This window comes from Trinickia diaoshuihuensis, assembly GCF_003390925.1.
Taxonomy (GTDB): Bacteria; Pseudomonadota; Gammaproteobacteria; order Burkholderiales; family Burkholderiaceae; genus Trinickia; species Trinickia diaoshuihuensis.
In genome coordinates this window covers 1-26,562 of sequence record NZ_QUBS01000083.1, presented here as the reverse complement: position 1 = coordinate 26,562, position 26,562 = coordinate 1, and the positions used below count along the sequence as shown (strand labels likewise).

22 protein-coding genes are annotated in these 26,562 nt (G+C 65.3%); 6 read left to right on the top strand and 16 right to left on the bottom strand.

Going from position 1 to position 26,562, the window contains the following annotated elements; all coding sequences use genetic code 11:
- Positions 1-65: 65 nt before the first annotated feature.
- The 4 genes from glgX to treY are packed head-to-tail and all read left to right on the top strand — an operon-like array spanning position 66 to position 9,416.
- Positions 66-2,213: a glycogen debranching protein GlgX gene (gene glgX, locus DXT59_RS21455; RefSeq protein WP_116138901.1), complete on the top strand. Its 2,148-nt coding sequence runs from the start codon at positions 66-68 to the stop codon at positions 2,211-2,213.
- A 50-nt stretch (positions 2,214-2,263) separates the two neighbouring features.
- On the top strand, positions 2,264-4,174 hold the full coding sequence (gene treZ, locus DXT59_RS21450) for a malto-oligosyltrehalose trehalohydrolase (protein ID WP_116138900.1): 1,911 nt from the start codon (positions 2,264-2,266) through the stop codon (positions 4,172-4,174).
- Positions 4,171-6,432 (top strand): 4-alpha-glucanotransferase, encoded by a 2,262-nt coding sequence (gene malQ, locus DXT59_RS21445; protein ID WP_116138899.1) that lies wholly within the window; start codon positions 4,171-4,173, stop codon positions 6,430-6,432. Before treZ ends, malQ begins: the two co-directional genes overlap by 4 nt.
- Positions 6,429-9,416 (top strand): malto-oligosyltrehalose synthase, encoded by a 2,988-nt coding sequence (gene treY / locus DXT59_RS21440; protein WP_116138898.1) that lies wholly within the window; start codon positions 6,429-6,431, stop codon positions 9,414-9,416. The genes malQ and treY overlap by 4 nt, the downstream gene beginning before the upstream one ends.
- Positions 9,417-9,455: 39 nt before the next feature.
- Here treY and DXT59_RS21435 read toward each other — a convergent pair whose 3' ends face one another.
- Entirely contained in the window at positions 9,456-10,226 is a 771-nt protein-coding gene (locus DXT59_RS21435; RefSeq protein WP_240324617.1) for a sensor histidine kinase, read from the bottom strand.
- A gap of 188 nt (positions 10,227-10,414) precedes the next feature.
- Here DXT59_RS21435 and DXT59_RS21430 point away from each other — a divergent pair, with 188 nt between their 5' ends.
- Positions 10,415-10,756 carry an FKBP-type peptidyl-prolyl cis-trans isomerase gene (locus DXT59_RS21430; RefSeq protein ID WP_116138897.1) on the top strand — a complete coding sequence of 114 codons (342 nt, stop codon included), beginning with the start codon at positions 10,415-10,417 and terminating at the stop codon, positions 10,754-10,756.
- A 28-nt stretch (positions 10,757-10,784) separates the two neighbouring features.
- On the top strand, positions 10,785-11,612 hold the full coding sequence (locus DXT59_RS21425; protein ID WP_116138896.1) for a helix-turn-helix domain-containing protein: 828 nt from the start codon (positions 10,785-10,787) through the stop codon (positions 11,610-11,612).
- Between the two features lie 71 nt (positions 11,613-11,683).
- Here DXT59_RS21425 and DXT59_RS21420 read toward each other — a convergent pair whose 3' ends face one another.
- From DXT59_RS21420 to DXT59_RS21345, 15 genes are all read right to left on the bottom strand, one after another.
- Entirely contained in the window at positions 11,684-12,874 is a 1,191-nt protein-coding gene (locus tag DXT59_RS21420) for an O-succinylhomoserine sulfhydrylase (RefSeq protein ID WP_116138895.1), read from the bottom strand.
- 315 nt (positions 12,875-13,189) lie between these two features.
- The gene (locus DXT59_RS21410) at positions 13,190-13,642 is read right to left on the bottom strand and encodes a hypothetical protein (RefSeq protein WP_162878184.1); all 453 of its coding nucleotides are present in this window, start codon (positions 13,640-13,642) and stop codon (positions 13,190-13,192) included.
- A complete protein-coding gene (locus DXT59_RS30750) occupies positions 13,639-13,881 on the bottom strand; it encodes a helix-turn-helix transcriptional regulator (RefSeq protein ID WP_162878183.1) in 243 nt (80 codons plus the stop codon). Before DXT59_RS30750 ends, DXT59_RS21410 begins: the two co-directional genes overlap by 4 nt.
- Positions 13,882-14,065: 184 nt before the next feature.
- Positions 14,066-14,512, bottom strand: coding sequence for a hypothetical protein (locus DXT59_RS21400; protein WP_116138891.1), 447 nt, complete (start codon positions 14,510-14,512; stop codon positions 14,066-14,068).
- Positions 14,513-14,934: 422 nt separating this feature from the next.
- Entirely contained in the window at positions 14,935-16,482 is a 1,548-nt protein-coding gene (purF, locus tag DXT59_RS21395; RefSeq protein ID WP_116138890.1) for an amidophosphoribosyltransferase, read from the bottom strand.
- A gap of 60 nt (positions 16,483-16,542) precedes the next feature.
- On the bottom strand, positions 16,543-17,037 hold the full coding sequence (locus DXT59_RS21390; protein WP_116139059.1) for a CvpA family protein: 495 nt from the start codon (positions 17,035-17,037) through the stop codon (positions 16,543-16,545).
- A gap of 7 nt (positions 17,038-17,044) precedes the next feature.
- Positions 17,045-17,896, bottom strand: coding sequence for an SPOR domain-containing protein (locus DXT59_RS21385; protein ID WP_116138889.1), 852 nt, complete (start codon positions 17,894-17,896; stop codon positions 17,045-17,047).
- A 43-nt stretch (positions 17,897-17,939) separates the two neighbouring features.
- Positions 17,940-19,250, bottom strand: a complete 1,311-nt coding sequence (folC, locus tag DXT59_RS21380; protein ID WP_116138888.1) for a bifunctional tetrahydrofolate synthase/dihydrofolate synthase — start codon at positions 19,248-19,250, stop codon at positions 17,940-17,942.
- A gap of 42 nt (positions 19,251-19,292) precedes the next feature.
- Positions 19,293-20,165, bottom strand: coding sequence for an acetyl-CoA carboxylase, carboxyltransferase subunit beta (gene accD, locus DXT59_RS21375; RefSeq protein ID WP_116138887.1), 873 nt, complete (start codon positions 20,163-20,165; stop codon positions 19,293-19,295).
- Between the two features lie 41 nt (positions 20,166-20,206).
- On the bottom strand, positions 20,207-21,007 hold the full coding sequence (gene trpA, locus DXT59_RS21370) for a tryptophan synthase subunit alpha (RefSeq protein ID WP_116138886.1): 801 nt from the start codon (positions 21,005-21,007) through the stop codon (positions 20,207-20,209).
- A 39-nt stretch (positions 21,008-21,046) separates the two neighbouring features.
- Positions 21,047-21,904: a DNA-methyltransferase gene (locus tag DXT59_RS21365; RefSeq protein ID WP_116138885.1), complete on the bottom strand. Its 858-nt coding sequence runs from the start codon at positions 21,902-21,904 to the stop codon at positions 21,047-21,049.
- A 12-nt stretch (positions 21,905-21,916) separates the two neighbouring features.
- Entirely contained in the window at positions 21,917-23,110 is a 1,194-nt protein-coding gene (trpB, locus tag DXT59_RS21360; RefSeq protein ID WP_116138884.1) for a tryptophan synthase subunit beta, read from the bottom strand.
- Positions 23,111-23,164: 54 nt separating this feature from the next.
- Positions 23,165-23,860 (bottom strand): phosphoribosylanthranilate isomerase, encoded by a 696-nt coding sequence (locus DXT59_RS21355; protein WP_116138883.1) that lies wholly within the window; start codon positions 23,858-23,860, stop codon positions 23,165-23,167.
- Between the two features lie 4 nt (positions 23,861-23,864).
- A complete protein-coding gene (gene truA / locus DXT59_RS21350) occupies positions 23,865-24,662 on the bottom strand; it encodes a tRNA pseudouridine(38-40) synthase TruA (RefSeq protein ID WP_116138882.1) in 798 nt (265 codons plus the stop codon).
- Between the two features lie 11 nt (positions 24,663-24,673).
- Positions 24,674-26,562: FimV C-terminal domain-containing protein (locus DXT59_RS21345; protein WP_116138881.1), on the bottom strand; the 1,889-nt coding region annotated here is incomplete at its 5' end.

The following is a 26,562-nucleotide window of genomic DNA, read 5'->3' as shown; positions in this document are numbered from 1 at the left end:
GGCATCGCTTGGCCGGGTGGTTTCCGGCTGCGCTCATCGACAAAAATGGACTATAAGGACGCGGCATGGCGAATTCGTTACCCGATCGGCTCGAACCCGGCGCACCGTATCCGCTCGGCGCGACGTGGGACGGTCTCGGTGTGAATTTCGCCGTGTTCTCGGCCAATGCGCAGCAGATCGATCTATGTTTGTTCGATCCCGCGGGCCACAAGGAACTCGCGCGCCTGCCGCTGCCCGAATGCACCGATGAGGTTTGGCACGGCTACCTGCCTGGAGCGCATCCGGGCACGGTCTACGGTTTTCGCGCACACGGTCCTTATCAGCCGCAGTATGGCCATCGCTTCAATCCCGCGAAGCTATTGATCGATCCGTACGCGAAGAAATTGACGGGGCCGTTCCGCTGGGCCGATGCGCTGTTCGGTTATCGCGTGCATTCGAGCCGTCAGGACCTCTCATTCGATAAGCGCGATTCCGCGCCCGCCGTACCGAAGTGCGTGGTCATCGACGAAGCGTTCGATTGGTCGCGCGACGTGCGCCCCGATGTGCCGTGGCCCGAGACCATCATTTACGAAGCGCATCTGCGCGGCGTATCGATGCTCAACCCCGATATCCGTCCACACGATCGCGGCACGTTCGCCGCGCTCGCGTCGCCGCGCTTTATCGATCATCTCCATCGACTCGGCATCACCGCCATCGAACTGCTCCCGGTTCACGCGTTTCTCGACGAGCGCTTTTTGCTCGAACGCAACTTGACGAACTACTGGGGCTACAACACGGCTGCGTTTTTCGCGCCGCATGCGTCGTACCTCTCGACGCGGCGTTTGAACGAAATGCGCATTGCCGTGCGGCAATTGCACGCGGCCGGTATCGAAGTCATTCTCGACGTCGTCTACAACCACACCTGCGAAGGCAACGAGCTCGGTCCCACGGTGTCCTGGCGCGGGTTCGACAATGCGAGCTACTACCGGCTCATCCCGGGCGACGAGCGTCACTACATCAACGATACGGGCTGCGGCAACACGCTCAATCTGTCGCATCCGCGCGTGTTGCAAATGGTCATCGATTCGTTGCGCTATTGGGTCAACGCCTTCCATATCGACGGATTCCGCTTCGATCTGGGCGTCACGCTAGGGCGCGAGGGGACCGGATTCGATCCGGGCTCGGGCTTCTTCGACGTCATTCGCCAAGACCCGGTGCTGTCGCAACGCAAACTGATTTCGGAGCCGTGGGATGTCGGTCCGGGCGGCTATCAAGTCGGACGTCATCCGCCGGGCTTTGGCGAGTGGAACGATAAATTCCGCGATTGCATTCGACGCTTCTGGCGCGGCGACGAAGGGATGCGCGCCGAACTCGCCGCGCGTATCGCCGGCTCGGCCGAACTGTTCAATCACCGGTTCAGGCGGCCTTGGGCATCGGTCAATTACGTCGCCTCGCACGACGGCTTCACGCTGGCCGACGTCGTTTCATACGAACGCAAGCACAACGAAGCGAACGGCGAAAACAACGCCGACGGCCACAACGAGAATTGCAGCGCGAACTGGGGCGTGGAAGGTCCGACCGGCGACGCCTCGATCGCCGCGATGCGCGCGCGGGTTGCACGATCGATGCTTGCGAGTGTCTTCACGTCGCTCGGCACGCCGATGCTCGCGGCCGGCGACGAGTTCGGACGCAGTCAGCGCGGCAACAACAACGCTTATTGCCAGGATAACGCGCTCTCGTGGCTCGATTGGACGCTCGCGGAATCCGAGGAAGGCCAGGCGCTAACCGCCTTTACGTCGCGCCTGATCGCATTGCGCCGGCAACACCCGTTGCTGCGCGATACGCACTTTCTGCGCGGCGATGCCGACGTGCTGCCCGGGATCAAGGACGTCGCCTGGTTCGACGAGCGCGGCGAGGCGCTAACCGATGCCGCATGGCAGGCGCCGCAGGCGCGCGCGCTGACCTTGCGCCGCGCGGGCCCGGACCTCGAAGGGCATATCGAGGTGTTGCTCCTGATGCACAACGGCTCACACGAGGCAATTGCATTCGTGCCGCCGGCGCCGAGCCTGGAATGGATTGTGCTCGCCGACACCACTGACCCCGGAGCCGCGGAGCATCCGCTCGGTGGCGGCCAGCTACAAGTCGGCGCTCATGGGTTCGTACTGCTCGCCGCTAGGCCGGCGCCGACGAACGGCGCGATGACGTCCCCTGACGAGCGCATCGCGCACGATTGACGACTGACGATTGACGAGGGTCCTGCCTTTCCGACCAAGGAGCCGCTGTAATGTCTGATGACAAAACCGATTCGCACGATCGCCGCGCGCATCGGCTGACGTTCGGCGCCGAGTTGATTCGCGCCGGCGCGAACGAAGCATCGCGGACCCAGTTTCGGCTTTGGGCGCCGTCGTGCGCCGCCGTACGTGTGGAATACGAATATGACGGCAAGGCGGGCGTCGTCGACATGACGCCCGCCGGCGACGGCTGGTTCGAAGGCCAGGCCGAATGCGGGGCCGGCACGCTCTATCGCTATCGGCTCGACGGCGATTTGGCCGTACCCGATCCCGCATCGCGCTTTCAACCGGACGACGTGCATGGGCCGAGCGAAGTCGTCGATCCACTCGCTTATCGATGGCGGCATCCCGAGTGGCGCGGCCGGCCGTGGGAACAGATGGTCATCTACGAATTGCACGTCGGGGCGCTGGGCGGCTATGCGAACGTTGCTCGGCGCCTGCCTCATCTAGCGCAATTGGGCGTCACGGCCATCGAACTGATGCCGCTGAACGACTTCTCCGGCCTGCGCAACTGGGGCTACGACGGCGTGTTGCCTTTCGCACCCGATTCCGCGTATGGACACCCCGAAGACTTGAAAGCGCTGATCGACCAGGCGCACGAGTTAGGGCTCGCGGTGTTGATCGACGTGGTCTACAACCACTTCGGCGCGGACGGCAACTACTTGGCGCAATACGCGAAGGCGTTCTTCCGCGACGACGTGACGACGCCGTGGGGTCCCGCCATCGATTTCCGCCGCACCGAAGTGCGCGAATTCTTCATTCAGAACGCGCTCTATTGGCTGCACGAATACCGCTTCGACGGCTTGCGCCTGGACGCCGTCCATGCCATCGGCGACGACGGCTGGCTGCGCGAGCTGTCCGACCGCGTACGCGCCTCGACGGAGCGCGGACGGCATATCCATCTGGTGCTCGAAAACGAGCACAACACGGCGAGTCTCTTGCAGACGCATTTCGACGCGCAGTGGAACGACGATGCGCACAACACGCTGCACGTGCTGCTTACGGGCGAACACGAAGGGTACTACCGAGCCTACGCGGAGCGTCCCATCGCCAAGCTCGCACGCGTGCTATCGGAGGGTTTCGTCTACCAAGGCGATCCCTCGCCGATCCATGACGGCGCACCGCGCGGCGAGCCGAGCGCGGCGCTACGGCCTACGGCGTTCGTCATGTTCTTGCAGAACCACGACCAGATCGGCAACCGTGCGTTCGGCGAGCGCCTGCGCACCCTGTGCGCGCCGCAGGCGTTGCTCGCGGCCACGGCGCTGCTACTGCTCTCGCCGCAAATTCCAATGCTGTTCATGGAGGAAGAATTCGGCTCGACGCAGCCTTTCCTCTACTTCACCGATTACGCGGGCGAACTGTCCGAAGCCGTGCGCGAAGGCCGGCGGCGCGAATTCGCCAAGTTCTCCGCGTTCACGGATCCCGAGCGGCGCGCGCGCATCCCGGATCCGAACGCCGTCCAAACGTTCGCCCTGTCCTCCCCACCCACGGAGGAAGAGCCGAACGCCGCCCGCGGCGAACGCGACGCGTGGCTGCACTTCTACCGCTCGGCGCTGACCGTGCGCGCGAAATTGATCGCACCGCGCCTGAAAGGCACGCGCTCGGACGGCGTTTCGCTGTTGCGCACGGAAGTCGGCCACGACGCCAATGCGTTGCTCGCGCGCTGGCGGTTGGGCGACGGCGAGACGCTGACGATCGCGCTGAATTTGTCGTCCGACACGCTGCCATTCGATCAACGCCCCGACGGCCGGGTCATCTTCGAAACGCCGCCGCGCGCTCGCGACAGCATCGAGCTATACCACTTGCCCGGCTATTCGTGCGTCGCTTGGCTGACGGGCGACGTCAACGCCTTCGCACTCTCGCACGACGCACGCACTCCGGCATCGGGAGGGGGCACGGCATGAGCGGACCCGGAACGTCGTCGTCCCCGCTCGGCAAAGATGCGATCGAGAAGATCGCCACGCGCGTCGGCTTCGAAGTGCATTGGGAAGACGCGAACAAGCGTACTCAGCGCGTCAGGCCTGAAACGCTGGCGACGCTGCTGAACGCGCTGGGACTGCCCTGCGCGACGGCCGACGAAGCCCGGCAAACGCTGGCCATGCTCGATGCGGAGCGCGCCTCGCAGACGCTGCCACCGCTCGTGACGGCCGAATGCCATCGCGCCACCGCGATTCCCGTTTCCCCGAACCGGTCCGGCGTGGCCTATCGCATCGAGCTGGAGAACGGCGGTATCGTCGAAGGGCGTTTGGGCCTGCCCAAGGGAGAGACCGCACTGCTCGCGCCGATCGCCGAGCCCGGCTATCACACGCTCGAATTCGGCGATCAACGCGTTCGCTTGGCCGTCGCGCCGCAGCGCTGTTATACCGTGCAAGACGCCTGCCGCGATGCGGCGACGGCGAACGGCAAGCGCGCGCGCCGCAGCGATGCCGATGCGCCGCGCGCCGCGGCGATTTGGGGTATCGGCGCGCAGCTCTACGGTTTGCGCCGGGCCGGCGACGGCGGCATCGGCGACTTTACGGCGCTTGCGCAATTCGCGCGACGCAGCGCGGCCGAAGGCGCGGACGCCTTGGCGATCAGCCCCACGCACGCCATGTTCAGCGCGGATCCGCACAAATTCAGTCCGTACGCGCCGTCGTCCAGGCTGTTTCTGAACGTCGGCCATATCGATCCTTCAGCGGTCCTCGGACAACAGGCCTTCGAAGCGGCCCTGGATACGGTCTCGGCCGACGGCGGCGCTTCCCCTCGACAGCAATGGGCCGCGCTCGAGGCGCTGCCGCTCATCGATTGGCCCGGCGGGTTGCGGTTGCGGCTCACGCTGCTACGCGCGCTCTACGAGCAGTTCTGCCGTCACGAGCGCATCGCGGCGGCGCCGCTCGCGAAAGAGTTCGAGGCGTTCCGCACGCGAGGCGCGCGCGCGCTCGAGGACCATGCGCGTTTCGAAGCCATCGATGCGCTCCAGCGCGGCTCGCACGGCATCGGACACTGGCGGGACTGGCCCGCCGCGCTCACGGATCCGCGCCGGCCCGAGGTAGACGAATTCGCGCGCGAGCATCGTCACGAAGTCGATTTCCACGTGTTCTTACAGTGGCTCGCCGCCAAGGGATTGAGCGGCGCCCATCAGGCGGCGCGCGAGGGCGGCATGGCGATCGGGTTGGTGGCCGACCTCGCCGTCGGTTGCGACGGTGCCGGCAGCCATGCCTGGTCCTACCCGGACGACATGCTGCGTGGCGTTTCCGTCGGTGCGCCGCCCGATCTGTTCAACCAAGCCGGCCAAGCGTGGGGACTTACGACGTTCTCGCCGCGCGCCATGCGCATGCAAGGATTCAGTGCATTCATCGATATGCTGCGCGCGACGTTCGCCTATGGCGGCGGCTTGCGTATCGATCACGTCCTTGGCCTACAACGCTTATGGCTCGTCCCCGAAGGCGCAAGCGCGGCCGATGGCGCCTACCTGCGCTATCCGATCACCGATCTGCTGCGGCTCATCGCGCTCGAATCGGCGCGTCATCGCGCGATCGTCGTCGGGGAAGACCTCGGTACCGTTCCCGAGGGATTTCGCGAGCGTCTCGCGCGCCACGGGCTGCTCGGCATGAGCGTGCTTTGGTTCGAGCGCAGCGAGGACGGCGGCAGCTTCACGCCGCCCGCGCGCTGGAGCCGCACCTCGCTCGCCATGACGACGACGCACGACCTGCCGACCGTCGCCGGCTGGTGGAGCGGCCACGATATCGTCTGGCGCGACAAGATCGGCCAGACCGCCCCGCGCGCCGACGGCCGCGACCCCGTCGCGCTGGCCAATGCCGAACGCGCGGCCGATCGTCATGCGTTGTGGCGCGCGTTCCAGCAAGCGGGCGTCGCCCCTGCCGACGTGGGCGCGCCCCCGAAGGAGCAGGCGCCCGTGGATGAAGCGCTGGCCTTCGTCGCATCGACGCCGGCGCCGCTCGCCCTCTATCCGCTCGAGGACCTGCTGGGCCTCGCCGAACAACCCAACCTCCCGGGCTCCGTCGACGAGCACCCGAATTGGCGCCGGCGCCTCGCCGCGCCGATCGACGCACTGTTCGGCGGCGGCGCGCTGACCGATCGTTTGCTCGCCTTGGCGAGCAGGCGCACGAGCGCCGCGCGCCCTCGCAACGGCCCCGCCCCAGAACCGTCCCGCACGCCATGACCGTCCCGCGCTCCACGCTACGCCTTCAACTGCATCGAGGCTTCACGTTCGACGACGCGCTCGCGCACGTCGATTACTTCGCCGCGCTCGGCGTGAGCCACCTTTACTTGTCGCCGATCACCGTATCGGTGCCCGGCTCGATGCACGGCTACGACACGATCGACTACACGCGCGTGAACCCCGAACTCGGCGGCGAGCCCGGACTGCTGCGCTTGGCCGACGCGGTCCATGCGCGGCAGATGGGGCTCATCGCCGACATCGTGCCGAACCATATGGGCATCGCGGGCGGTCATAACGCATGGTGGCTCGACATTTTGGAATGGGGCCGGCATGCTACGCATGCCCGTTATTTCGATATCGATTGGCACTCGCCCGATCCGGCGCTGCGCGGCAAAGTCCTGGCGCCATGCTTGGGCGCGCCTTATGGCGAAGAACTCGCGGCAGGCCGTATCGTTCTCTCGTTCGATGCCGGCCAAGGCCGGTTCTTCGTCACCTACGGCGAGCATCGATTTCCGATTTGCCCCGTGGACTACCCGCTTATCTTGCGCGGTGCCGCGCATGCTCATCACCCCGAACTCACGGCGCTCGCCGAACACTTCGAGGGCTTGACGGTTCAGCCCGAGCAGCGCTCCCTCGCCCAAGCCGCGCGCGAAGCGCTGCGCGCTTTCGCATCGGCGCACGGATCGCAACCGTTCGACGCGGCCCTGGCCGCCTATGCGCCGAACGCGGCCGCCTCGCGCGAGCGCTTGCATCGATTGCTGGAACGCCAATTCTTTCGCCTCGCGTGGTGGCGGACGGCGGCCGACGAAGTCAATTGGCGCCGCTTTTTCGACATCGGCACGCTGGCGGCTATGCGCACCGAGCGAATGGAGGTGTTCGACGCGATGCATGCGCTCGTGTTGCGCCTATTCGCGCAAGGCGTGATCGATGGCGTACGGATCGATCACGTCGACGGCCTCGTCGACCCGCGCGAATATTGCCAACGGCTGCGCGAAAAGCTCGTCGAGCGCGAATCGGAACGGCCGCCGCAACTCGATGGGTCGCGCCCCTATGTCGTCGTCGAAAAGATCCTGGCACGCGGCGAGGCGCTGCCGAGCGATTGGGGCGTGGACGGCACCACCGGCTACGACTTCATGAACGACGTCGGCGCCCTGCTGCACGATCCGCGCGGCGAGCCGACGCTGACGGCGACGTGGAACGAGCTTTCCGGATCCAACGAACCTTACGCGGAACTCGTTTGCCAGGCGCGGCGCAAGATCCTCGCGGAAAATTTGTCCGCGGAACTGGACCGGGCGGCCCGCGGCATGCATCGTATCGCACGAGAGCAGCCGGCGAGCCGCGATTTCACCTACACGTCCATCCGCCGCGTACTGGCCGAATTGGCCGCGCACTTTCCGGTCTACCGGATGTATCCGTTAGGCGGCGCGCGCACGAGCGCCGACGAAGCGTATTTCCGTCAAGCGCTCGACGGCGCGCGCCGCTCGCTCGCTCGCGGCGACCACCCGGTACTAGCCTACGTCGCGGCATCGCTGAACGGCCCGAGCAGCGATAACCGCGTGGGCGACGCGAACGGAGCCGCGACCGCGGCTGCCAATGGGCTCGCGCACCGGGAGCGGCGCACGGCCGCGACGCTTTTCGCGCAAGTCACAGCACCCTTGGCGGCGAAGGCGCTGGAGGACACCGTCTTTTATCGTTATGGCCGCTTGCTCTCGCGCAACGAAGTCGGCGCCGACCCGGGCGAGTTCGCGCTCGACGTCGATGCGTTTCATGCCGCCAATCTCGAACGGGCTCAGCGCTTTGCGCATGCCCTGATCACGACCGCCACGCATGATCACAAGCGCGGAGAAGACGTGCGCGCGCGGCTCGCCGTGCTCAGCGAAATGGCGGAGGAATGGACCGCCACGTTGCGCGCTTGGTCGACGCTGAACGCTCCGCACCGTCGCGCGTTCGATGCCAAACAGGATCTCACCGGAACGGGCGGTGACGCGGAGAACGCCGAGGCCGACGCTGGTCGCGTAGCCGAAACGCCCGACGATACCGGACAGGCCGCATCGGCCGGTCTCTCGCTCGCGTGTACCCCGCTGCCCGGGACGCTTCCCGACTGGGCGCCGGGTCCGGCCGCCGAGGCCATGCTCTATCAAACGCTGGTGGGCGCCTGGCCTTACGGACTCGATCACGCGGACGAGCAAGGGGTGCAAGCCTTCGCGGAACGCATTGCGGTATGGCAATTGAAGGCCTCACGCGAAGCGAAGCTGCAAACGAGCTGGCATGCGAACGACGAAGCGTATGAAGCAGCGTCGCGGGCATTTCTGTTCGACATCCTGGCGCCGCAGCGGCGCGACGGTTTCCTGCGCGAACTGTCGTCGTTCGTGGGCAGGATCGCACGCGCGGGCGCGATCAATAGCCTGACGCAGACGCTCTTGCGCATGACATGCCCGGGGGTGCCCGACTTGTATCAAGGCACCGAGCTTTGGGATTTCAGCCTCGTCGATCCCGACAATCGCCGGCCCGTCGACTTCGGCGAACGCCACCGCCTGCTCGTCGACACGCCGCCGAGCGATCAATTACCGAACTGGCGCGACGGCCGCGTCAAGCTCGGCATCGTGCATCGCGCGCTGACCTTGCGCGCCGTGTCGCCGGCGCTGTTTCTGGAAGGCTCTTATATTCCGCTGACGGTAACGGGCCCGCGTGCACGCCATGCGATCGCGTTCGCGCGGCAGCACGGGGATGCGTATGCGATCGTCATCGCGACTCGGCTCGCATCCTCGCTGGTCTCGGCATCACGCGATGTTCCGCACGTCGATCCCGAGCAATGGGAAGATACGTCGATTGCACTGCCCGCGGCGCTTGCTGGGCGCGCGCTGTTCGACTGCCTCAGCCCGGCCGCGCCCAAAGCCGATGCGGCGGGCAAGCTCTATCTGCGCGACGCCTTGAGCGTACTGCCGGTCGCATTGCTCGTGGAAGAAGGCGTGCCGCGCGATTAGTTGGGGGCGCCCGCGACGGGGGCGGCGGCGCCCCCGCGCTTACTGGGCCGACAGCGGCACGCGCAGCACAAGCGTACTCGGCTCGCCGTCGCTCGTTGCGCCTTGCTCGAAGGTGCCGCCATGCGCCAATGCAACGCGCTGCACCAACGCCAATACCCAGGCAATACGGCCTGCTTCGCGCGGAGCCATCGCCTGCGTGCGCGCGAACGGCTCCAACGCATGGGGCGCATCCGCGTCGGCCAAAGCCGCGAAACTCGGCGTAAAGACGACTTCGCTGCGCCAAAAACCCGCCTCCACGGCCGTCTTCAGCGCAATCGTGCTCCCCGGCGCGCTCGCTTCCGAAGCGAATACGAGCATCGTCCAAAGCGCTTGCGCAAGACGCTCGCTGTCGCCGTCGCATCGTTCGGCATCCAGCGAGCCGTCCAATTCGGCGTGCGTGCGGCGCGCATCCAATAGCGCCCGGCGTGCATCGCCGATCGCTCGTTCGAGCGCGGCGCGGATCACGAAGGGCTCACGCGCCAACGGCAGCGATTTCGTTTCGGCGCGGGTTTTGTCCACTGCGTCCTCGAGCAGCTTCACCTGCTGCTCCACGCCCGAGCGGATGCCGGCCAACGCGCGCTGGGCCGAAGCATCGCAGGCGTCCAGTTTGCGCTCGAGCACGTAGGCCCAGCTATGAATGGCGTTGAGCGGACTACGGAGATCGTGCGATACGAGGGACAATACATGGTCGCGCATAAACAGCGCGACTTCCGCCCGCAGATGAGCGAGACGTTCGTCGGATGCGGCTGCGGCACTGGGAAACGTCGACACGGTCGGCCTCTCGGAAAGTCGCTCGGCTGCCCCGGCCAGAGCGCCGCAGCGAGCGGGCGAGTACCGCTTCTCGCTTGTGCGGCGGGCCAGTGACGCCGTAAGCATGTTGAGTAGACGAACATTATAGGCACCGCCGCGGGCGCAGCGCCTACAATGACGTTTTCTTCTGAAAAGGGAGCGTAACAATTATGACAATCGTCACGACCGACTCGGGTTTGAAGTATGAAGACTTGACTGAGGGCACGGGCGCGGAAGCCAAGGCCGGAACGACAGTCACCGTCCATTACACGGGCTGGCTCACCGACGGGCAGAAGTTCGATTCGAGCAAGGACCGCAACGATCCGTTCGCATTCGTGCTCGGTGGCGGCATGGTCATCAAGGGCTGGGACGAAGGCGTGCAAGGAATGAAGGTCGGCGGCGTGCGGCGCCTGACGATCCCGCCGCAGCTCGGCTACGGCCCGCGCGGCGCGGGCGGCGTGATTCCGCCGAACGCGACGCTCGTGTTCGAAGTCGAGTTGCTCCAGGCGTAAGCGGGCGAGACATTTCCCCCGTCACGCGATGAACGAGCCTACGATCGCCTCGCCAGCGCTGTCGCTGCGCCGCTACGGCGCGGTGAGCGCATGCGACGAGCATGCGTTCCACCAGATCGTGCTGGGCGTGGACGGGGCAATGGAGATGGCGGTGGACGGTGTCGGCCATCGCATCGATGCGCGACGGGCTTGGCTGATCCCGGCGGGTGCGCGGCATGAGTATGCGGGCGTCGGCGAGAACCGCCAGCTCGTGCTCGACGTGCCGTGTGCCTCGCTTGCCTTACCTGAACGCTTATTCGCGCGGGCGGTGCCGTTGACGATGAACGACGCGCTGGCGGGCGTGGTACGTGACGCAGCGCGATATGCCGAGCGCGCGGGCGATTCGACGGACGCGGCCCTTCATACGGAGACCGGCGGCGTATCCGCTCACGATGCGCCTCGCTCGGCCCAAATGGCTCGGCGCTTGGCGTGGGAGACGGCGGCGCGCTTGGCGCTCGTACTCGGCGAAAGCATCGGTATCGACATACCGGCGACGCGGCTCGATTACATGCGCATCGACAGATGGTTGCGCGCGCATCTATCGGAGCCGTTGCGCGTGGCGGACTTGGCCGCGCATTGCGGTTTGGGCGAACGCCGTTTTCATCAGCTTTTCGACGAAGCGTTCGGCACGACGCCGTATCGGTATCTGCAGCGGCTGCGCCTCGATGCCGCGCTGGGCATGCTCGGCGACGCCCGCTACACGCTGACCGACATAGCGTTGACGGTCGGGTTCGCCGATCAAAGCGCTTTTACCCACGCGTTCACACGACGTTTCGGACTCGCGCCCGGGCAATGGCGAGCAATGCGGATGCATTGACGCCGATGCCGCCCGGTAGCCTCGCCGCCCTGCGGCGGCGGCTACGCAGCGGCAAACCCGTGCCGGTCCGGCTAACGAGCCAACCCGTGAGCGAGATCCGCGCAAATATCGCCCGCATCCTCGAGCCCGATCGCCACACGAAGCAGCGCCTCGGTAATGCCGGCAGCGGCACGCGCCTCGGGCGTGATGCGGCTATGCGTCGTGGTGGCCGGGTGCGTGATCGTCGTACGCGTATCGCCCAGGTTGGCCGTGATCGAACACAGCTTGGTCGCATCGATCACGCGCCATGCATTCGCGCGCTGCGCCTCGGGCGTATCGCCGAGCACCTCGAAGGCGAGCACCGAGCCGCCCGAACGCTGCTGGCGCCGTGCAAGTTCGTACTGCGGATGCGATTCGAGCCCTGGGTAGTAGACGCGCTTCACGGCCGGGTTCGACTCCAGCCACCGGGCCACGGCGAGCGCGCTGGCCGAATGGCGTTCGGCACGCAACGAAAGCGTCTCGAGGCCCTTCAAAAGCACCCACGCGTTGAACGCCGATAGCGTCGGCCCCGCCGTGCGCACGAACGGAAACACCTTTTCCATGATGAACGCACGCGAGCCGACGAGCGCCCCGCCGAGCACCCGCCCTTGACCGTCGATGAGCTTCGTCGCCGAGTGCATGACGACATCGGCGCCCAGCTTCAACGGCTGCTGGACCGCCGGACTGCAAAACGAATTGTCGACGACGAAAAGCGCGCCCGCCGCTTTCGCGATCTTGCCGATCGCTTCGATATCGCAGAGTTCCGTGAGCGGATTCGAGGGCGTTTCGACGAACAAGAGCTTCGTCTCGGGCCGCACGGCCTCGCGCCACGCATCGAGATCGTTCGGATCGACATACGTCGTCGTGACGCCGAAGCGAGCGAAAATCTGCGAGAACATGCCGAGCGTCGAGCCGAACAGCGCGCGCGAGCTGACGATGTGATCGCCGGCTTGCGTCGCGGCCATCACCACGGACAGGATCGCGCTCATGCCCGACGCCGTCGCGATACAAGCCTCGCCGCCCTCGAGCGCGGCGAGGCGCTCTTGAAACATCGTGACGGTCGGGTTCGTAAAGCGCGAGTACGTGTAGTAGTCCTCGGAATGCTTGAAGCGCTCGGCCGCTTCGGCGGCGCTTTTAAAGCAAAAGCTCGATGTCAGAAAGAGCGCTTCCGAGTGCTCGTTGTATTCGGTGCGTACCGTGCCGGAGCGCACAGCCAACGTATCGAAATTCAGAGAATCGTCCATGGTCCTGATGCCCTATCCCTTAGGCGTTCGACGCCGTTTCCAAGGCCGCCGCAAAAACGGCAGCCAACAAAAAGCCCGCTTCGCGTCGGCAAAAGCGGGCTTCGTGTGCGGGGCCGGTTCGGCGTCGGACGGCAGGGCTGCCGTCTTTCGCTTTAGCTGTTTTGGGTTGCCCCGCGTCCGCAAGCTGAATTCAAATCGACGCTGAACCGCATGGTAGCACGTCCGAATGATCCGAGCTGCTCGGTACGCCGTGGAGTCTAATTCGGGGATATGACGACCCATGTCGGATATCCCAATCTCGCGTCTAGACGGCGGTTATGCGGCTGGCGAGGCTTCCGATGGTTCCATGAGTCTGATGAAGAGCTTGCCAGCCGAAAGCTCCTCTCCGTCGCAAATGACCAGCGCGTCGATTACCATTGGCCTTTCGATTGCCAACGGCTGGAGAAAAGCGTTTGCGCCGATCGAAAAGCTCTTGGGACGATCCGCACCGAGGTCGCGGTCCAGCATGGAATTCTGGCCAGCGTCCAGTTCGGCGGGCGACATTTCATGCCGAGCCAGAACCGCTGCCCCTTCCCGAATCTCGAATGCGAGCGTCGTCATCGGTCGATCGAAGGGCGTGCGCACGAACGTAACGACGGCGAGCCGAGGGAGTATCGTCGGCATCGCCGGCACCAGCAACTCGCCACCGTATATGCCCATCAACGACGTCTTGTTGCCTATCTCGATCCGGACATCATCGCAAAAGTGGCAATAAGCAAGGCGACTCATTGCACTTCCAAGATTCTCTGACTTGACGGTTGCTCAACAATCAATGCGCGCAGCGAGTCCAGCGTGATGTTGAGCGCGTCGGCCAGTTGCATTGCAGTTGAAAATTGGATCTGCACTTTCCCGGCTTCGATCTTCGCGATATGGGACTGGCTGGTGCCGATGGCCTCCCCGAGTTTCGCTTGGGAGAGACCTGCCCGCAGACGAGCCGCTGCTATCGAATCTGGTCTAGAAGCAAACATCGAGCGCGCGATTCGACCTCGCGCTGCAGCCATCCTCTCTTGAAATGCAGGGTCGCGACTCTCCCGTCGTTGGATCAGCGAACGTGGGCTGCGTGATGGCCTCGCCTGTGCTGCGCCATCGTCGATATGCTCCCCCACCATTTTCACTTGCAGGTCCGCTACCGGTGCCGACGCTGAGACAATGCTAGTGCCGGACTGCAAGGCCGAGACTCTGGTAGTCGTCGCGGATCCGAAGGGTAACAGGATGGTCAAGCTCATAGTTGTAAGCTTCGTCGCTAAGTTCCGGCGGGGTATCGCTCGTACGTTTCATAACAACCGCGAGGACGTGAAACACCTCGTCGTCGGGATCGGCCGCTGATTCATATGCGTAAAGGATGCGGTAGTACCGTTTTCCCCATTCCATCTCCAACGAATACATGCGATAGACGTTGAAGCCTTCCTGCTGCAAGGAGACGATCGCCTTGCAGTCGAACTGCGGGTCCTCGTGCGTCTGCCTATAGTGCCAACGGCAGAGACGGCCAATCAGCTCGTCACTGCCGTCCATGACTTCCAGGAAGGCCCATATGTCGTAGGCGTCATCCGGAGACCTGGCTTCGATTCGAGCTAGGTCAGCTTCTGAACTGTCGTGCATCTGAAGGCTCGCCACTATATCACGCAGTATATAAACGGGGTTGCGTCGGCTCAAGGACAAACTTGAGCGCGCAGTGACTGCGTCAAGGGGGAGGCATTGTATCCGGCACGGAGGCCCTAGCCTCGCTCAGCACTGCGCGCAAGGACCGGGGAGGATGCCGCATTGCGAGATAGGAAAACGAACGAACGCGTCAGGGCAGCGGCTACCGATTTTCTGGAATGCGAAGCGGGCGTGGCTCGGCTAGCCGGGACAGAAGAGAATGCGAGCTAATGACGGATTGGGGAACCAGCGCTTGCTGGTAACTCTTCGATTGAGCAGGCCGCCTAGGAGAGCGGACGGTCCCATTACAGCAGATGCTGCACGGCAAATATGACCGCGCGGCCCGCGAGAAGGCGGAGCCCGCCCTCCCGCCGATCCCGCGCTTACTCCACCGACAACTGCAAGTGCAGTTGCGAGCGCGTTACGGTGCCGTCCACCGCATCGCCGGCCGAATCGCGCTCCGACTGCGATTGCGGCGACAGGCGCGCGCGCTCGATCGCATCGAGATACTCGGTCGTCACGTCGCCCGTGATGTAATCGCCGTCGAAGCACGAAGCTTCGAAGCGCGACAACGCGGGGTTGATATCGTTGACGGCTTGCTTGAGCGCATCGACGTCCTGATAGACGAGGTGATCCGCGCCAATGATCTTGGCAACGTCCTCGTCCGAACGGCCGTGAGCGACGAGTTCGCTGCGCGTCGGCATATCGATGCCATAGACGTTGGGGAACTTCACGGGCGGCGCCGCCGACGCGAAGATCACGCTCTTGGCCCCCGCATCGCGCGCCATCTGCACGATCTCGTGCGAGGTCGTGCCGCGCACGATCGAGTCGTCGACGATCAACACGTTCTTGTCCTTGAACTCGATCGTCATCGCGTTCAGCTTCTGACGCACCGATTTCTTGCGCACCGCTTGGCCCGGCATGATGAACGTACGGCCGACGTAACGGTTCTTGAAGAATCCTTCGCGGTATTCCACGCCCAGCTTGGCCGCCACCTGCATCGCTGCCGGACGCGACGAATCGGGAATCGGCATGACGACGTCGATCGGCACGCCGGGCAACACGCGCTTGATCTTCTCGGCTAAGTAGTCGCCCATGCGCAAACGCACGTTGTAGACGGAAACGCCGTCCAGCACCGAATCCGGCCGCGCGAGATAGACGTATTCGAAAATGCAGGGATTCAGGCTCGGCGTGTCGGAACACTGCTGGCTATGCAGATGCCCGTCGTTGTCGATGAAGATCGCTTCGCCGGGCGCCACATCGCGAACGAATTCGAACCCGATGCCCTCTACCGCCACCGATTCCGACGCCACGATCCATTCGACGCCCTGCTCCGTCTCGTGCTTGCCGATACAAAGCGGACGAATGCCGAACGGATCGCGGAAGGCCAGCAGCCCGTAACCGGCGATCAGCGAGACGATCGCATACGAGCCGCGCACGCGGCGATGCACGCCGGCTACGGCCTTGAACACTGTAACGGGATCGAGTTGCAGCCCCGAGCTTGCCAGTTGCATTTCGTGCGCCAGCACGTTGAGCAGCACCTCGGTGTCCGAGTTCGTGTTCACGTGGCGGCGATCGATGCGGAACATCTCGTCTTTGAGCTGCTGCCAATTCGTCAGATTGCCGTTATGCGCGAGGATGATGCCGAACGGCGCGTTCACGTAGAACGGCTGCGCTTCCTCTTCGCTCGAGGCCGAGCCGGCCGTCGGATAGCGCACCTGGCCGATACCGGCCGTACCGGGCAAGCTGCGCATGTTGCGCGTGCGGAACACGTCGCGCACCATGCCGTTCGCCTTGTACATGTGGAAGGTGCTGCCGTTCGCGGTCGCGATGCCGGCTGCGTCCTGGCCGCGATGCTGCAAGAGCAACAGACTGTCGTAAATGAGCTGATTGACCGGGGAGTGGGAGACTACGCCTACGATGCCGCACATGGCAGGGTCCTTCAAAGATACGAAAACATTGGCACCGGCCAGGTGGCCGGCACAAGCGCCTCAGACGCGCACGTACGCCGCAAGCGCCGGGGGCAGCAGGGGCTTCAACTCGCGTACGCCTTGCTCGGCGTACGGCCGCAACAGCGCCTTGCGCCAAAACTCTTGCTTCGGCAGCTCGGTCAACCCCGCGAGGGCGACCAGCAGCAACACCAGCACCGCGCCCCGCACGAGGCCGAACAGCAAACCGAGCGATCGATCCACACCGCCGAGCCCTGTCACGGCGACGAGCCGCGCGATCAAAGCGTTGGCGACGCTCGCCACGAGCACCACGCCCAACATGATCGCCGCGAACGCCAGCAACCACTGCGTCAGTGCGCCGCCGGGCCAGTCGCTTGGAATATAGGGCACCAGGACCTGTACATAGTGGCAGGCAACGAAAAAAGCAACCACCCAGCCGATCAAACCGAAAATTTCCGACAAAATACCGCGCCATGCGCCGCGCAGCGCCGACAAACCGATCACGGCCAGCGCCGCATAGTCGAATGCAGTCAGCATCGGGCCGTCACTGTCCGGCATTCGCCGTCAAACCGGCGTCGCGCACTTTCGCAATCGCGGCGGACGCCGCCGCGCGATCCGCGAACGGACCGGCGCGCAGCAATGCCCGCGTCTTGCCGTCCGCTTGCTTGCGATGCTCGATATAAGCCGGCACACCCGCCGCCTTGAGCTTCGTTTCCCAAGCGCGAGCGCTCGCATCGTCGGAAAACACGCCCAATTGAACGGCAAAGCGCGCGCCCGGGGGCGCCGCGGGCGTACCCGAATCGGGTTCCGCCGGACTCGGCACCGCGGCGGCCGCAGCCTTGGCCGGCGCGGTAGCGTTCGAGCGCGTCGCGGGAGCCGACGATGCCATCGACGGCGCGGGCTTGGTCTTCGATTCCGCTTGAGTGGATTTAGCGTGAGAGGCAGCGGCCGCTGGCGCCGAAGCTACGCCGGAAGCGGCGGCAACGGCACCGGAGCCAGCCTCGGTATCACCCGTATCGGCACGATCGGGGGCGACGCCGGCTTGCGTGTCCGCGTCGTGGTCGTCGCTTGCGCGCGAAGGGACCGTGGCCGGGCGATTCGGGATGTCGATGGCGATATCGTCGGTGACGGGCTTCGGGTGAGAATCGAGCACCATCGGCAGGATGACGATCGCGGCGAGCACGAGCGCGATCGCACCGACGAGCCGCCGGCGCGCCCGCTGCTTTTCGGGCAACGTCGGATCGAGCAGCATCGCGTCGGCATCGCCCGCACGCTCGCCGCGGCGGCTGCGCCGCGTCTCGCGCCCTTCGAACGCCGCTCCGCTGCGCGCGGGTTTAGCGGCGGCACCCCGCCGGCGCGGTGCGTCGTCTTTCTTGCCGAACGAAAAAAATCCCATGAATCGCTGAGTTCGAGGGGGCGGCCCGTCTGGCACGCATCGGTCAATGTTGCCGAGACTTACGGTAGGCCATCACACCGGCAACCGTATAGAAACTGCCGAAAACCGCGATTCTATCATCCTCTGTCGCGCGGCTCAGTGCGTCTTGAAACGCCTCGGCGGGCGAAGCAAACCGTTTGACGCTGCTGTCGGGTCCGTCCTCGATGCCCGCCTCGCGTAGCACCGCCTCCAACTCCTTTGCGCTGGCCGCGCGCGCCAGCGGAAGATCGGTGAGGCACCAGTGATCCACCTCGCCTTTCAGATGCTTGACGACGCCCGCGATATCCTTGTCGCGCATCGCGCCGAACACCGCGTAGGTGTACCGGAAAAAGCCCATGCTGCCCAGATTTTGGGCGAGGACCGCCGCCGCATGCGGATTGTGGCCCACGTCATAGATGATCGATGGCCGGCCCGGCAGCACTTGAAAGCGCCCAGGCAATTCGACGTTGGCCAAGCCGAGCCGCACGTCTTGCGCCGACACCGGAAGGCGATCGCGCAGCGCCTCGAGCGCGGCAAGCGCCGCGGACGTATTGATCAGTTGATTCGCCCCGCGCAACGCGGGATAGGCGAGCGCCGAGCGCCGCATCGTCGGACCGACGTAGCTCCACTGTTGTCGTTCGCTGCCCGCCTGGCCTTCGTAGCGGAAATCACGCCCGAACAACCATAGCTGCGCGCCGATCGCTTGCGCATGATCGATCAGGGTCTGCGGCGCGGCGGGGTCGGCGCAGATGGCCGGCCGGCCGGGACGAAAAATGCCCGCTTTCTCGAACGCGATTTTCTCGCGCGTATCGCCGAGGTATTCCGTGTGATCGATGTCGATACTCGTCACGATCGCACAGTCGGCATCGATGATATTGACGGCGTCGAGCCGCCCGCCGAGCCCCACTTCCAGAATGACCGCGTCGAGGGGCAACGATGCATACAGATGCAAGATCGCGAGCGCCGTGAACTCGAAGTAAGTCAGCGAGACAGGTTCCGGCAAGCTCGTGCGCGCGGCCTCCACCGCCTCGAAGTGCGGAAGCAACTCGTCATCGGTGGCGTTACGGCCGTCGATACGCGCGCGCTCGTTGAATTCGAGCAGATGCGGAGACGTATGGCAGCCGACGCGATAACCGGCGGCGCGCAGGATCGATTCGAGCATCGCGCACGTCGAGCCCTTGCCGTTCGTGCCGCCCACCGTGATGACGGGACACCGCAGTTCGAGCCCGAGCGCATCCTTGACTTTCCGGATGCGCGTCAGGCCCATGTCGATGCCGACCGGATGCGCTGACTCGAGATGCGCGAGCCAGGCGTCGAGAGAAGAATAAGTGGTCATCGAAAACCGCGGGCCGCCCCGCGTTGAAACAACGTTGAAGTCTTAGGCGACGGCGTCCGCGGGCTGGCGTTGCAACAACGCGATGAGCTGCGCCAATTCTTCGCGCAGCTTGCGACGATCGACGATCATATCGATCGCCCCCTTTTGCAGCAGGAACTCGGCACGCTGGAAGCCTTCCGGCAGCTTCTCGCGAACCGTTTGCTCGATCACGCGCGGGCCGGCGAAGCCGATCAGCGCCTTGGGCTCCGCGATCACCACGTCGCCGAGGAACGCGAAGCTCGCCGATACGCCGCCCATGGTCGGATCCGTCAGCACGGAGATGAACGGCAGCTTGGCGTCGGCCAGCTTGGTCAACATGGCGGTGGTCTTGGCCATTTGCATCAGCGACAGCAAGCTTTCCTGCATCCGCGCGCCGCCCGAAGCCGTGAAGCAAATGAACGGCACCTGCTGTTCGAGCGCATTTTGCGCGCCACGGACGAAGCGTTCGCCGACGACCGAGCCCATCGAGCCGCCCATGAAGCTGAATTCGAAGCAAGACACGACGACGGGCAGCGTGTGAATCGCCCCGCCCATGACGACCATCGCGTCGGTCTCGCCCGTATCGTCCATTGCATCCTTGATGCGGTCCGGATATTTACGACTGTCTTTGAACTTCAGCGCGTCGACGGGGACGATCTCCTGACCGATCTCGTAGCGGCCTTCGGCATCGAGCAGCCCGTCGATACGCGCCCGGGCGCCGATGCGCATGTGGTGACTGCATTTGGGACAAACGTGCAGGTTGGCTTCGACGTCATTGCGGTACAGCACCGCCTCGCAAGCCGGACATTTGACCCACAGCCCCTCGGGGATGCCCTTGCGGCTTTTGGGGTCGGTCTGTTTGATCTTGGGCGGCAGCAGTTTGTCGAGCCAACTCATCGTCGTTCCTTCAAATGTTATTGATTCCGCGCGTGGCCGCGTTAAGCGGCGTCCAGCGCCTGCCGGATATCGGCCACGAAGCGCGTCAGCGCTTGCGCGGCCGTGTCGTGCGGCACTTCTTCGAGCAACTGCACCAGGCGGCTGCCGATGACGACCGCGTCGGCCGTTTGAGCCACGGCACGGGCCGTCGAGGCGTCCCGAATACCGAATCCGACCCCAACAGGCAACCGCACCTGCGACTTGATGGCCGGAATTCTACTCGCGATCGTGGAAACGTCCAGATTTGCCGCGCCGGTCACCCCTTTGAGCGAGACGTAATAGACGTAGCCGCTCGCCACTTTGCCGACAGCCGCGATCCGCTCGTCGGTGGACGTAGGCGCCAGCAGGAAGATCGGATCGATGCCGGCCGCGCGCAGGCGCCCCGCGAACTGTTCCGATTCCTCCGGCGGGTAATCCACCGTCAATACGCCATCGACGCCGGCATCCAGTGCCGCCGCCGCGAACGCATCGACGCCCATCCGCTCGATCGGATTGGCATAGCCCATCAGCACGACGGGTGTCTGCGCGTCTTGCTCGCGGAAGCGCTTGACGTCGGCCAGCACGTGCTTGAGCGTCACGCCCGCGGCGAGCGCGCGTTCCGAGGAGCGCTGGATCACCGGTCCGTCGGCCATCGGATCCGAAAACGGCACGCCGAGTTCGATGACGTCGGCGCCGCCGGCGACGAGCGCATGCATGAATTCGACCGTGCGCGCCGGGTCCGGATAACCGGCCGTGATGAACGGGATCAAGCCTTTCTTGTTCTGTGCGGCCAGTGCCGCGAACTTCTGTTCGATACGGGACATGATGTCTTCTCTACCGATAAGTGCGATCCGCCACGCCGCTTACGAGGCGACGGCGGGTGCGTCGGACGGTGCGCCGCTCAGTGCGGCGACGCGTTCGCGCGCGATCGCGCAGTAATTTTCGTTGATCTCATAGCCGACGAACGCACGCCCATGCCGCGCGCAAGCCACCGCCGTCGTCCCGCTGCCCATGAACGGATCGAGCACGCGCCCGCCCGGCGGGCAACTCGACAACACCATTCGCTCGACGATTTCCAGCGGCTTTTGCGTCGGATGGTCAACCCGTTCGGCATGTTGGCGATGCAACCGCGACACCGACCAGACATCCTTCGGGTTGTAGCCGACTTCTAGCCACTTGCTGCCTTCGAAGAGCTTGCGCGAACGCGCCTTCTTCGTAGCCGCGTCGTACGGAATCCGCACGGGGTCGAGATCGAAGTAATAGTCCTTCGATACCGCGAAAAAGCCGATGTTGTCGTGCACGGAGGTAAAGCGGCGCGTCGTGCCGCCCATGCTCGGTACGCGCCGGTCCCAGATGATCTCGTTGACCATGGTGAGCTTCGTCTTCAAGAATGAGAAGATTTCCGGCGCGTACTGCCAGGTGCAAAAGACGTAAAGCGAGCCGCTCGCCTTGAGCTTCGGGATCGCCAAATCGAGCCAGCCACGGGTCCAGGCGAGGAAATCCTCGCCCGAACGCCGGTCCGAATCGTTGCCGTAGTCCTTGCCGAGGCCGTAGGGCGGATCGGCGACGATCAAGTCGATCGAGCCGTCGGGCAACGCCTGCGCATCGGTCAGGAAATCGCGATTGTGCAGGTCGATAGGCAGCCGTGGCGCACCCGTACTCGGTGCACCGCCCGCTGCCGCCGGCTCCGGGGCGTCGAATTCGTCGATGAGATCGCGCATTGCCGATGTTGCTTAGAGCGCGAGCCCCGAGCGTTCGGCGACCGTGTGCATATCCTTATCGCCGCGGCCCGAGAGATTCACGAGCAGGTGCGTATCGCGCGATAGCGTAGGCGCGATCTTGGCCGCATAGGCCAGCGCGTGGCTCGATTCGAGCGCGGGGATGATGCCCTCGATCCGGCAGCAATCGTGGAATGCCTTGAGCGCTTCCTCATCGGTGATGCCGACGTATTGCGCGCGCCCGCTATCCTTGAGCCATGCGTGCTCGGGACCGACGCCGGGATAATCGAGGCCCGCCGAAATCGAGTGGGTTTCGATGATCTGGCCGTTCTCGTCCTGCAACAGATAGGTGCGGTTGCCGTGCAGCACGCCGGGGCTGCCGCCGATCAGCGATGCGGCGTGATGTCCCGTTTCGATTCCCTCGCCCGCCGCTTCGACGCCGACGAGTTTGACCGCCGTGTCGTCGATATAGGGATAAAAGATCCCCATGGCGTTGGAGCCGCCACCGACGCACGCGATCACCATGTCGGGCTGACGGCCCGTGAGTTCGGGCATCTGCACGCGGCATTCGTCGCCGATCACGCGCTGAAAATCGCGGACCATCATCGGATACGGGTGCGGACCGGCAACCGTGCCGATGATGTAAAAGGTCGTCTCGACGTTCGTCACCCAGTCGCGCATCGCCTCGTTCAGCGCATCCTTGAGCGTGCGCGAGCCCGATTCCACGGGTACGACCGTCGCACCGAGCAGCTTCATCCGATAGACGTTGGCTGCTTGCCGGCGCACGTCTTCCGCGCCCATATAGACGACGCACTCCATCCCGAAGCGGGCCGCGATCGTGGCCGTCGCCACGCCGTGCTGGCCCGCGCCGGTCTCGGCGATCACGCGCGGCTTCCCCATGCGCTTGGCCAGCAGGGCTTGGCCGATCACGTTGTTGACCTTGTGCGCGCCCGTGTGATTGAGGTCCTCGCGCTTCAGAAACAACTGCGCGCCGCCGAGCAATTCGCTCCAGCGCCGCGCGTGATAGACGGGCGACGGGCGGCCCACGAAATACTTCAGTTCGTGCTGGTACTCGGCGAGGAAATCGGGATCGGTGCTGTACTTCTCGTAAGCGAGACGCAGCTCGTCGAGGGCATGGACGAGCGTCTCGGCGACGAACGTGCCGCCGTACGGGCCGAAATGGCCTCGTTGATCAGGAAGGTTGTACATGGTTGTCACTCTTCGCAGCGGCGGCGAGGCACGTTGCCGCGCCGCCTTGCCTTATCACCCGGCATCCGCCTCGCGCACCGCGCGCACGAATGCCGCCATTCGGGCGGGATCCTTCACGCCCCTGGCGCCCGGCACTTCGATGCCGCTCGAGACATCGACCGCGTACGGGCGCACGCGGCGGATGGCGTCACCGACGTTTTGCGCGTTCAACCCACCACTCAAAACGGCCCGACGCGCGAGCTCTGCTGGGATAAGTGACCAATCGAATGTCTTCCCGCCGCCGCCATAGCCCTCGACTAGGGTGTCGAGTAGCAAGCCGCCGGCTGTCGAATAGTTAAGGGCAGATTCTACCAAATCGGCGGGACGCGCATCGGCGCCGATCCGCAGGGCCTTCAGCCACGGCAAGCCCGCGACGCTGGCGAGCTGCTCGCACTGCGCGTTCGTTTCGTCTCCGTGAAACTGCAGCATCGTCAACGGTACGTTGCTCGTGACCTCGCCGATCCAATCGGCCGTCGGATTGACGAATAGACCGACGACGGAAACGAACGGCGGCAGCGCGCAAGCCAAATCGATCGCTTCGGCCACGCCGACCGAACGGGGGCTCGGCGGATAAAAGACGAGACCGATCGCATCGGCGCCGAGCGCGACGGCCAACTCAACGTCGGCACGGCGCGACAAGCCGCACAACTTGATGCGCGTGCGCCCGGCGACGGTCGGGGCGGCGGACGAAACGGGAACAGCGTGGGTCATGGGCTCATTCGCTCCAAATGCCGCTCCAAGGGACGCTGCCGAGGGACGCGGGCGGCACCGCGAAGGCCTCGGGGTAGCCCACGTGGGCCAAATACAGACCCTCGGGCATGAACGTCGGCGCGGCGCGATCGCGATCGCGGCTCGCCAGCACATCGGCCATCCAAGACACCGGATAGCGCCCTCGGCCGACGGCGACGAGGCAGCCCATCAAGTTGCGCACCATGTGATGCAGGAACGCATTGGCCCGGAAGCGGAAATGGATCAAATCGCCGGCCCGGCGGATGTCGATTTGGTACAGATGCTTGACGGGCGTCTTCGCCTGGCATTCGGACGAGCGAAACGAGGAAAAGTCGTGTTCGCCGATCAGACAATTCGATGCGGCGCGCATCGCGTCCACGTCGAGCGGCGTATGGATCCAGCCGGCGCGGCCCGTGAGCATCGGAGATCGAACCGGGTTGACGTACAGGACGTAATAGTACGTCCGCTCGAACGCGGAAAAGCGCGCATGAAAATCGTCGGGCATCCGCTTGGCCCACATGACCGCCACCGTCGGGGGCAGGAAGGCGTTCGTACCGCGCACCCACGAAAAGTCCTCGCGATCGAGGTCCGTATCGAAATGCACGACCTGCCCGAGTCCGTGCACGCCCGTATCGGTGCGGCCGGCGACGACCGTATGCAGCGGCTTGCAAGCGAAGTCGGCCAGCGCGCGCTCGAGCGCGTCTTGCACGGTCTTGCCGTGCGGTTGGGACTGCCAGCCGCAAAACGCCGTGCCGTCGTATTGGATACCGAGAGCGATACGCATGGCCGAGCGCGTCAGGACAGCGGCGCGAGCGTCGCCAGCATCGCGTGCGCTTCGTCGTGCGTGGCCGCGTCGTTCGATTCGATCACCTCGTGAATCAGCGTGCGGGCGCCGCCCAAATCGCCGAGCGCGATGTACTCGGCGGCCAAATCCAGCTTGTTGCGCGCGATCCTCGCGAGCTGTTCGGGCGTGAATTGCGGCTGCGGTTCGGTCTGCTCTTGCGCATGCTCACCGGTTGCCGGCGCCCCGCCCGGCAGATCGAGATCGAAAGACAAATTCAAACGTCCGACCGGGGCGGCGCCGAGGCCGGTGACGGCCGGCGGGGCCGATGGCGCAGTCGGCATTTGAGCCGCCGGAGCGGCGTGCTCGCCGGCGTCTTCCTCGTGCTGGTCGTGTTCGTTGTGCTCATCGTGTTCGTGCGACGGCAGCGCGGCGGAAGCGGGGGCTGATTCGGCGCGATGCGGCTCTTCGTCGTCGGCTTCCGGCTCCCCTGGTTCGCTCGCTTGCGCGGCGATCCGCTCGGTATGTCCCTCCGGTTCCGGCGCGACGCGCGGCGGCAGACCGATATCGAGCGCGTCGAGCGCCGCGACCGCCTCCGGAGGAAGCGTCGGCTCGCCTTGCGACCCATGCTCCGTCGCAGGTTCCGACGGCCGCACCGGCTCAGGCTCAGGCTCGCTGGCCTGCGCCTGCTCGGCATGTGCTTGTTCGTCCGCGGACAGGCCCACGGCGGGATTCTCTTCGGCTACCGGCTCGATCGGGCGGGGGACTTCCGCTTCGGGTTCCGCAACCGGCGAGACTTGCGGCGGCGCTTCGCCCGCCTGCGCGGGCGGCACCGGCGGCGTCACAGGCTCGGCCAGCGGCGAGGCCGGGGGTTCGACGACCGTGGTGTCGCCCGACGCCGCCGCATCATCGTCGGAAGCCAAAACCGTTTCGTCCGTGGCTCCCGCTTCGAGCGCGAATAACGGGTTGTCGGGATCGAGTTGCCGTCCGATGGACGCAATGTGCGTCCAATTCGGGCCTCGTCCGCCCGACAAACGGTAGATGCGCTGCGCGATCTCGTCGAAACCTTGGACGTTCTTACGTTCCGCGTAGTGCGCCGCGAGCCCCATCAACGCACGCTTGCTAGCGGGCGTGCGGGCAAGGATCGCCAAGAATTCGGCCTCGATCGGGTCTTCCGGCGTCGTGACGGAACCGGCTGCCGGTTGCGCCGATTCCGTGTCGCGCGCGGAACGCGCATCGCTGGCGCCCGCGCCTTCGGCCGAACGAGCCGGCGCCGCGCCGTGGCGGCGCCGGCTGACGCCGAGCGCAATGAGAAGCACGAGCAACGCGGCGACGATTGCGGCCACGATCGCCGCGACGACCGGAATCTGGTTACGCTCCAACGTGAACCCGTATCCGCCGACACCGATGAAGCGCTGATTGGCGGCCGCCGCGGCCCGCGACTGTCCCGGCGCATGGATTCCAGTCGGGCCGGACGCCGGCGCGACGGCGAAGCCCGCCCCCCCCGCCGGCGCACCACCGGCTGCGGTCGGCTGAGATGCCGGCGACGCCCCGATCCCGTGCCGCTGCAACTCCATCAGGACGCGATTCTTGAGTGTGAGCAGTTGTTGGAGGCTCGACACCTTGGGATGAGAGGCGGCAACGGCCGGCGAGGCTGCGACGGGACCCGCCGCGGCCGGTTTCGGCGCACTGACCGGTGCGGGTGCGGAAACAGGCGCGGCGGCCGCCGCCGTGGCGCTCGCCGAGGACACCCCGGTTGCGGGAGCGGCGGACGCCGAAGCGGGCGGGACAGCCGATGCGGCGGCGCCGGAGGCTCCGACCGCGCTGACCGGCGCCTGCGCCGCGGCGCTAGCCGGCACAGGCGCCGGCTCGATCGCGCCCGACCAAGCATGCCCCCCGCTCG

What these genes read in the sequence shown, in the direction of transcription:
- glgX (WP_116138901.1), top strand. Translation starts at nt 66, where the DNA reads ATGGCGAATTCGTTACCCGATCGGCTCGAACCCGGCGCACCGTATCCG.
- treZ (WP_116138900.1), top strand. Translation starts at nt 2,264, where the DNA reads ATGTCTGATGACAAAACCGATTCGCACGATCGCCGCGCGCATCGGCTG.
- malQ (WP_116138899.1), top strand. Translation starts at nt 4,171, where the DNA reads ATGAGCGGACCCGGAACGTCGTCGTCCCCGCTCGGCAAAGATGCGATC.
- treY (WP_116138898.1), top strand. Translation starts at nt 6,429, where the DNA reads ATGACCGTCCCGCGCTCCACGCTACGCCTTCAACTGCATCGAGGCTTC.
- DXT59_RS21430 (WP_116138897.1), top strand. Translation starts at nt 10,415, where the DNA reads ATGACAATCGTCACGACCGACTCGGGTTTGAAGTATGAAGACTTGACT.
- DXT59_RS21425 (WP_116138896.1), top strand. Translation starts at nt 10,785, where the DNA reads ATGAACGAGCCTACGATCGCCTCGCCAGCGCTGTCGCTGCGCCGCTAC.
- DXT59_RS21420 (WP_116138895.1), bottom strand. Translation starts at nt 12,874, where the DNA reads ATGGACGATTCTCTGAATTTCGATACGTTGGCTGTGCGCTCCGGCACG.
- DXT59_RS21410 (WP_162878184.1), bottom strand. Translation starts at nt 13,642, where the DNA reads ATGAGTCGCCTTGCTTATTGCCACTTTTGCGATGATGTCCGGATCGAG.
- DXT59_RS30750 (WP_162878183.1), bottom strand. Translation starts at nt 13,881, where the DNA reads ATGTTTGCTTCTAGACCAGATTCGATAGCAGCGGCTCGTCTGCGGGCA.
- DXT59_RS21400 (WP_116138891.1), bottom strand. Translation starts at nt 14,512, where the DNA reads ATGCACGACAGTTCAGAAGCTGACCTAGCTCGAATCGAAGCCAGGTCT.
- purF (WP_116138890.1), bottom strand. Translation starts at nt 16,482, where the DNA reads ATGTGCGGCATCGTAGGCGTAGTCTCCCACTCCCCGGTCAATCAGCTC.
- DXT59_RS21390 (WP_116139059.1), bottom strand. Translation starts at nt 17,037, where the DNA reads ATGCTGACTGCATTCGACTATGCGGCGCTGGCCGTGATCGGTTTGTCG.
- DXT59_RS21385 (WP_116138889.1), bottom strand. Translation starts at nt 17,896, where the DNA reads ATGGGATTTTTTTCGTTCGGCAAGAAAGACGACGCACCGCGCCGGCGG.
- folC (WP_116138888.1), bottom strand. Translation starts at nt 19,250, where the DNA reads ATGACCACTTATTCTTCTCTCGACGCCTGGCTCGCGCATCTCGAGTCA.
- accD (WP_116138887.1), bottom strand. Translation starts at nt 20,165, where the DNA reads ATGAGTTGGCTCGACAAACTGCTGCCGCCCAAGATCAAACAGACCGAC.
- trpA (WP_116138886.1), bottom strand. Translation starts at nt 21,007, where the DNA reads ATGTCCCGTATCGAACAGAAGTTCGCGGCACTGGCCGCACAGAACAAG.
- DXT59_RS21365 (WP_116138885.1), bottom strand. Translation starts at nt 21,904, where the DNA reads ATGCGCGATCTCATCGACGAATTCGACGCCCCGGAGCCGGCGGCAGCG.
- trpB (WP_116138884.1), bottom strand. Translation starts at nt 23,110, where the DNA reads ATGTACAACCTTCCTGATCAACGAGGCCATTTCGGCCCGTACGGCGGC.
- DXT59_RS21355 (WP_116138883.1), bottom strand. Translation starts at nt 23,860, where the DNA reads ATGACCCACGCTGTTCCCGTTTCGTCCGCCGCCCCGACCGTCGCCGGG.
- truA (WP_116138882.1), bottom strand. Translation starts at nt 24,662, where the DNA reads ATGCGTATCGCTCTCGGTATCCAATACGACGGCACGGCGTTTTGCGGC.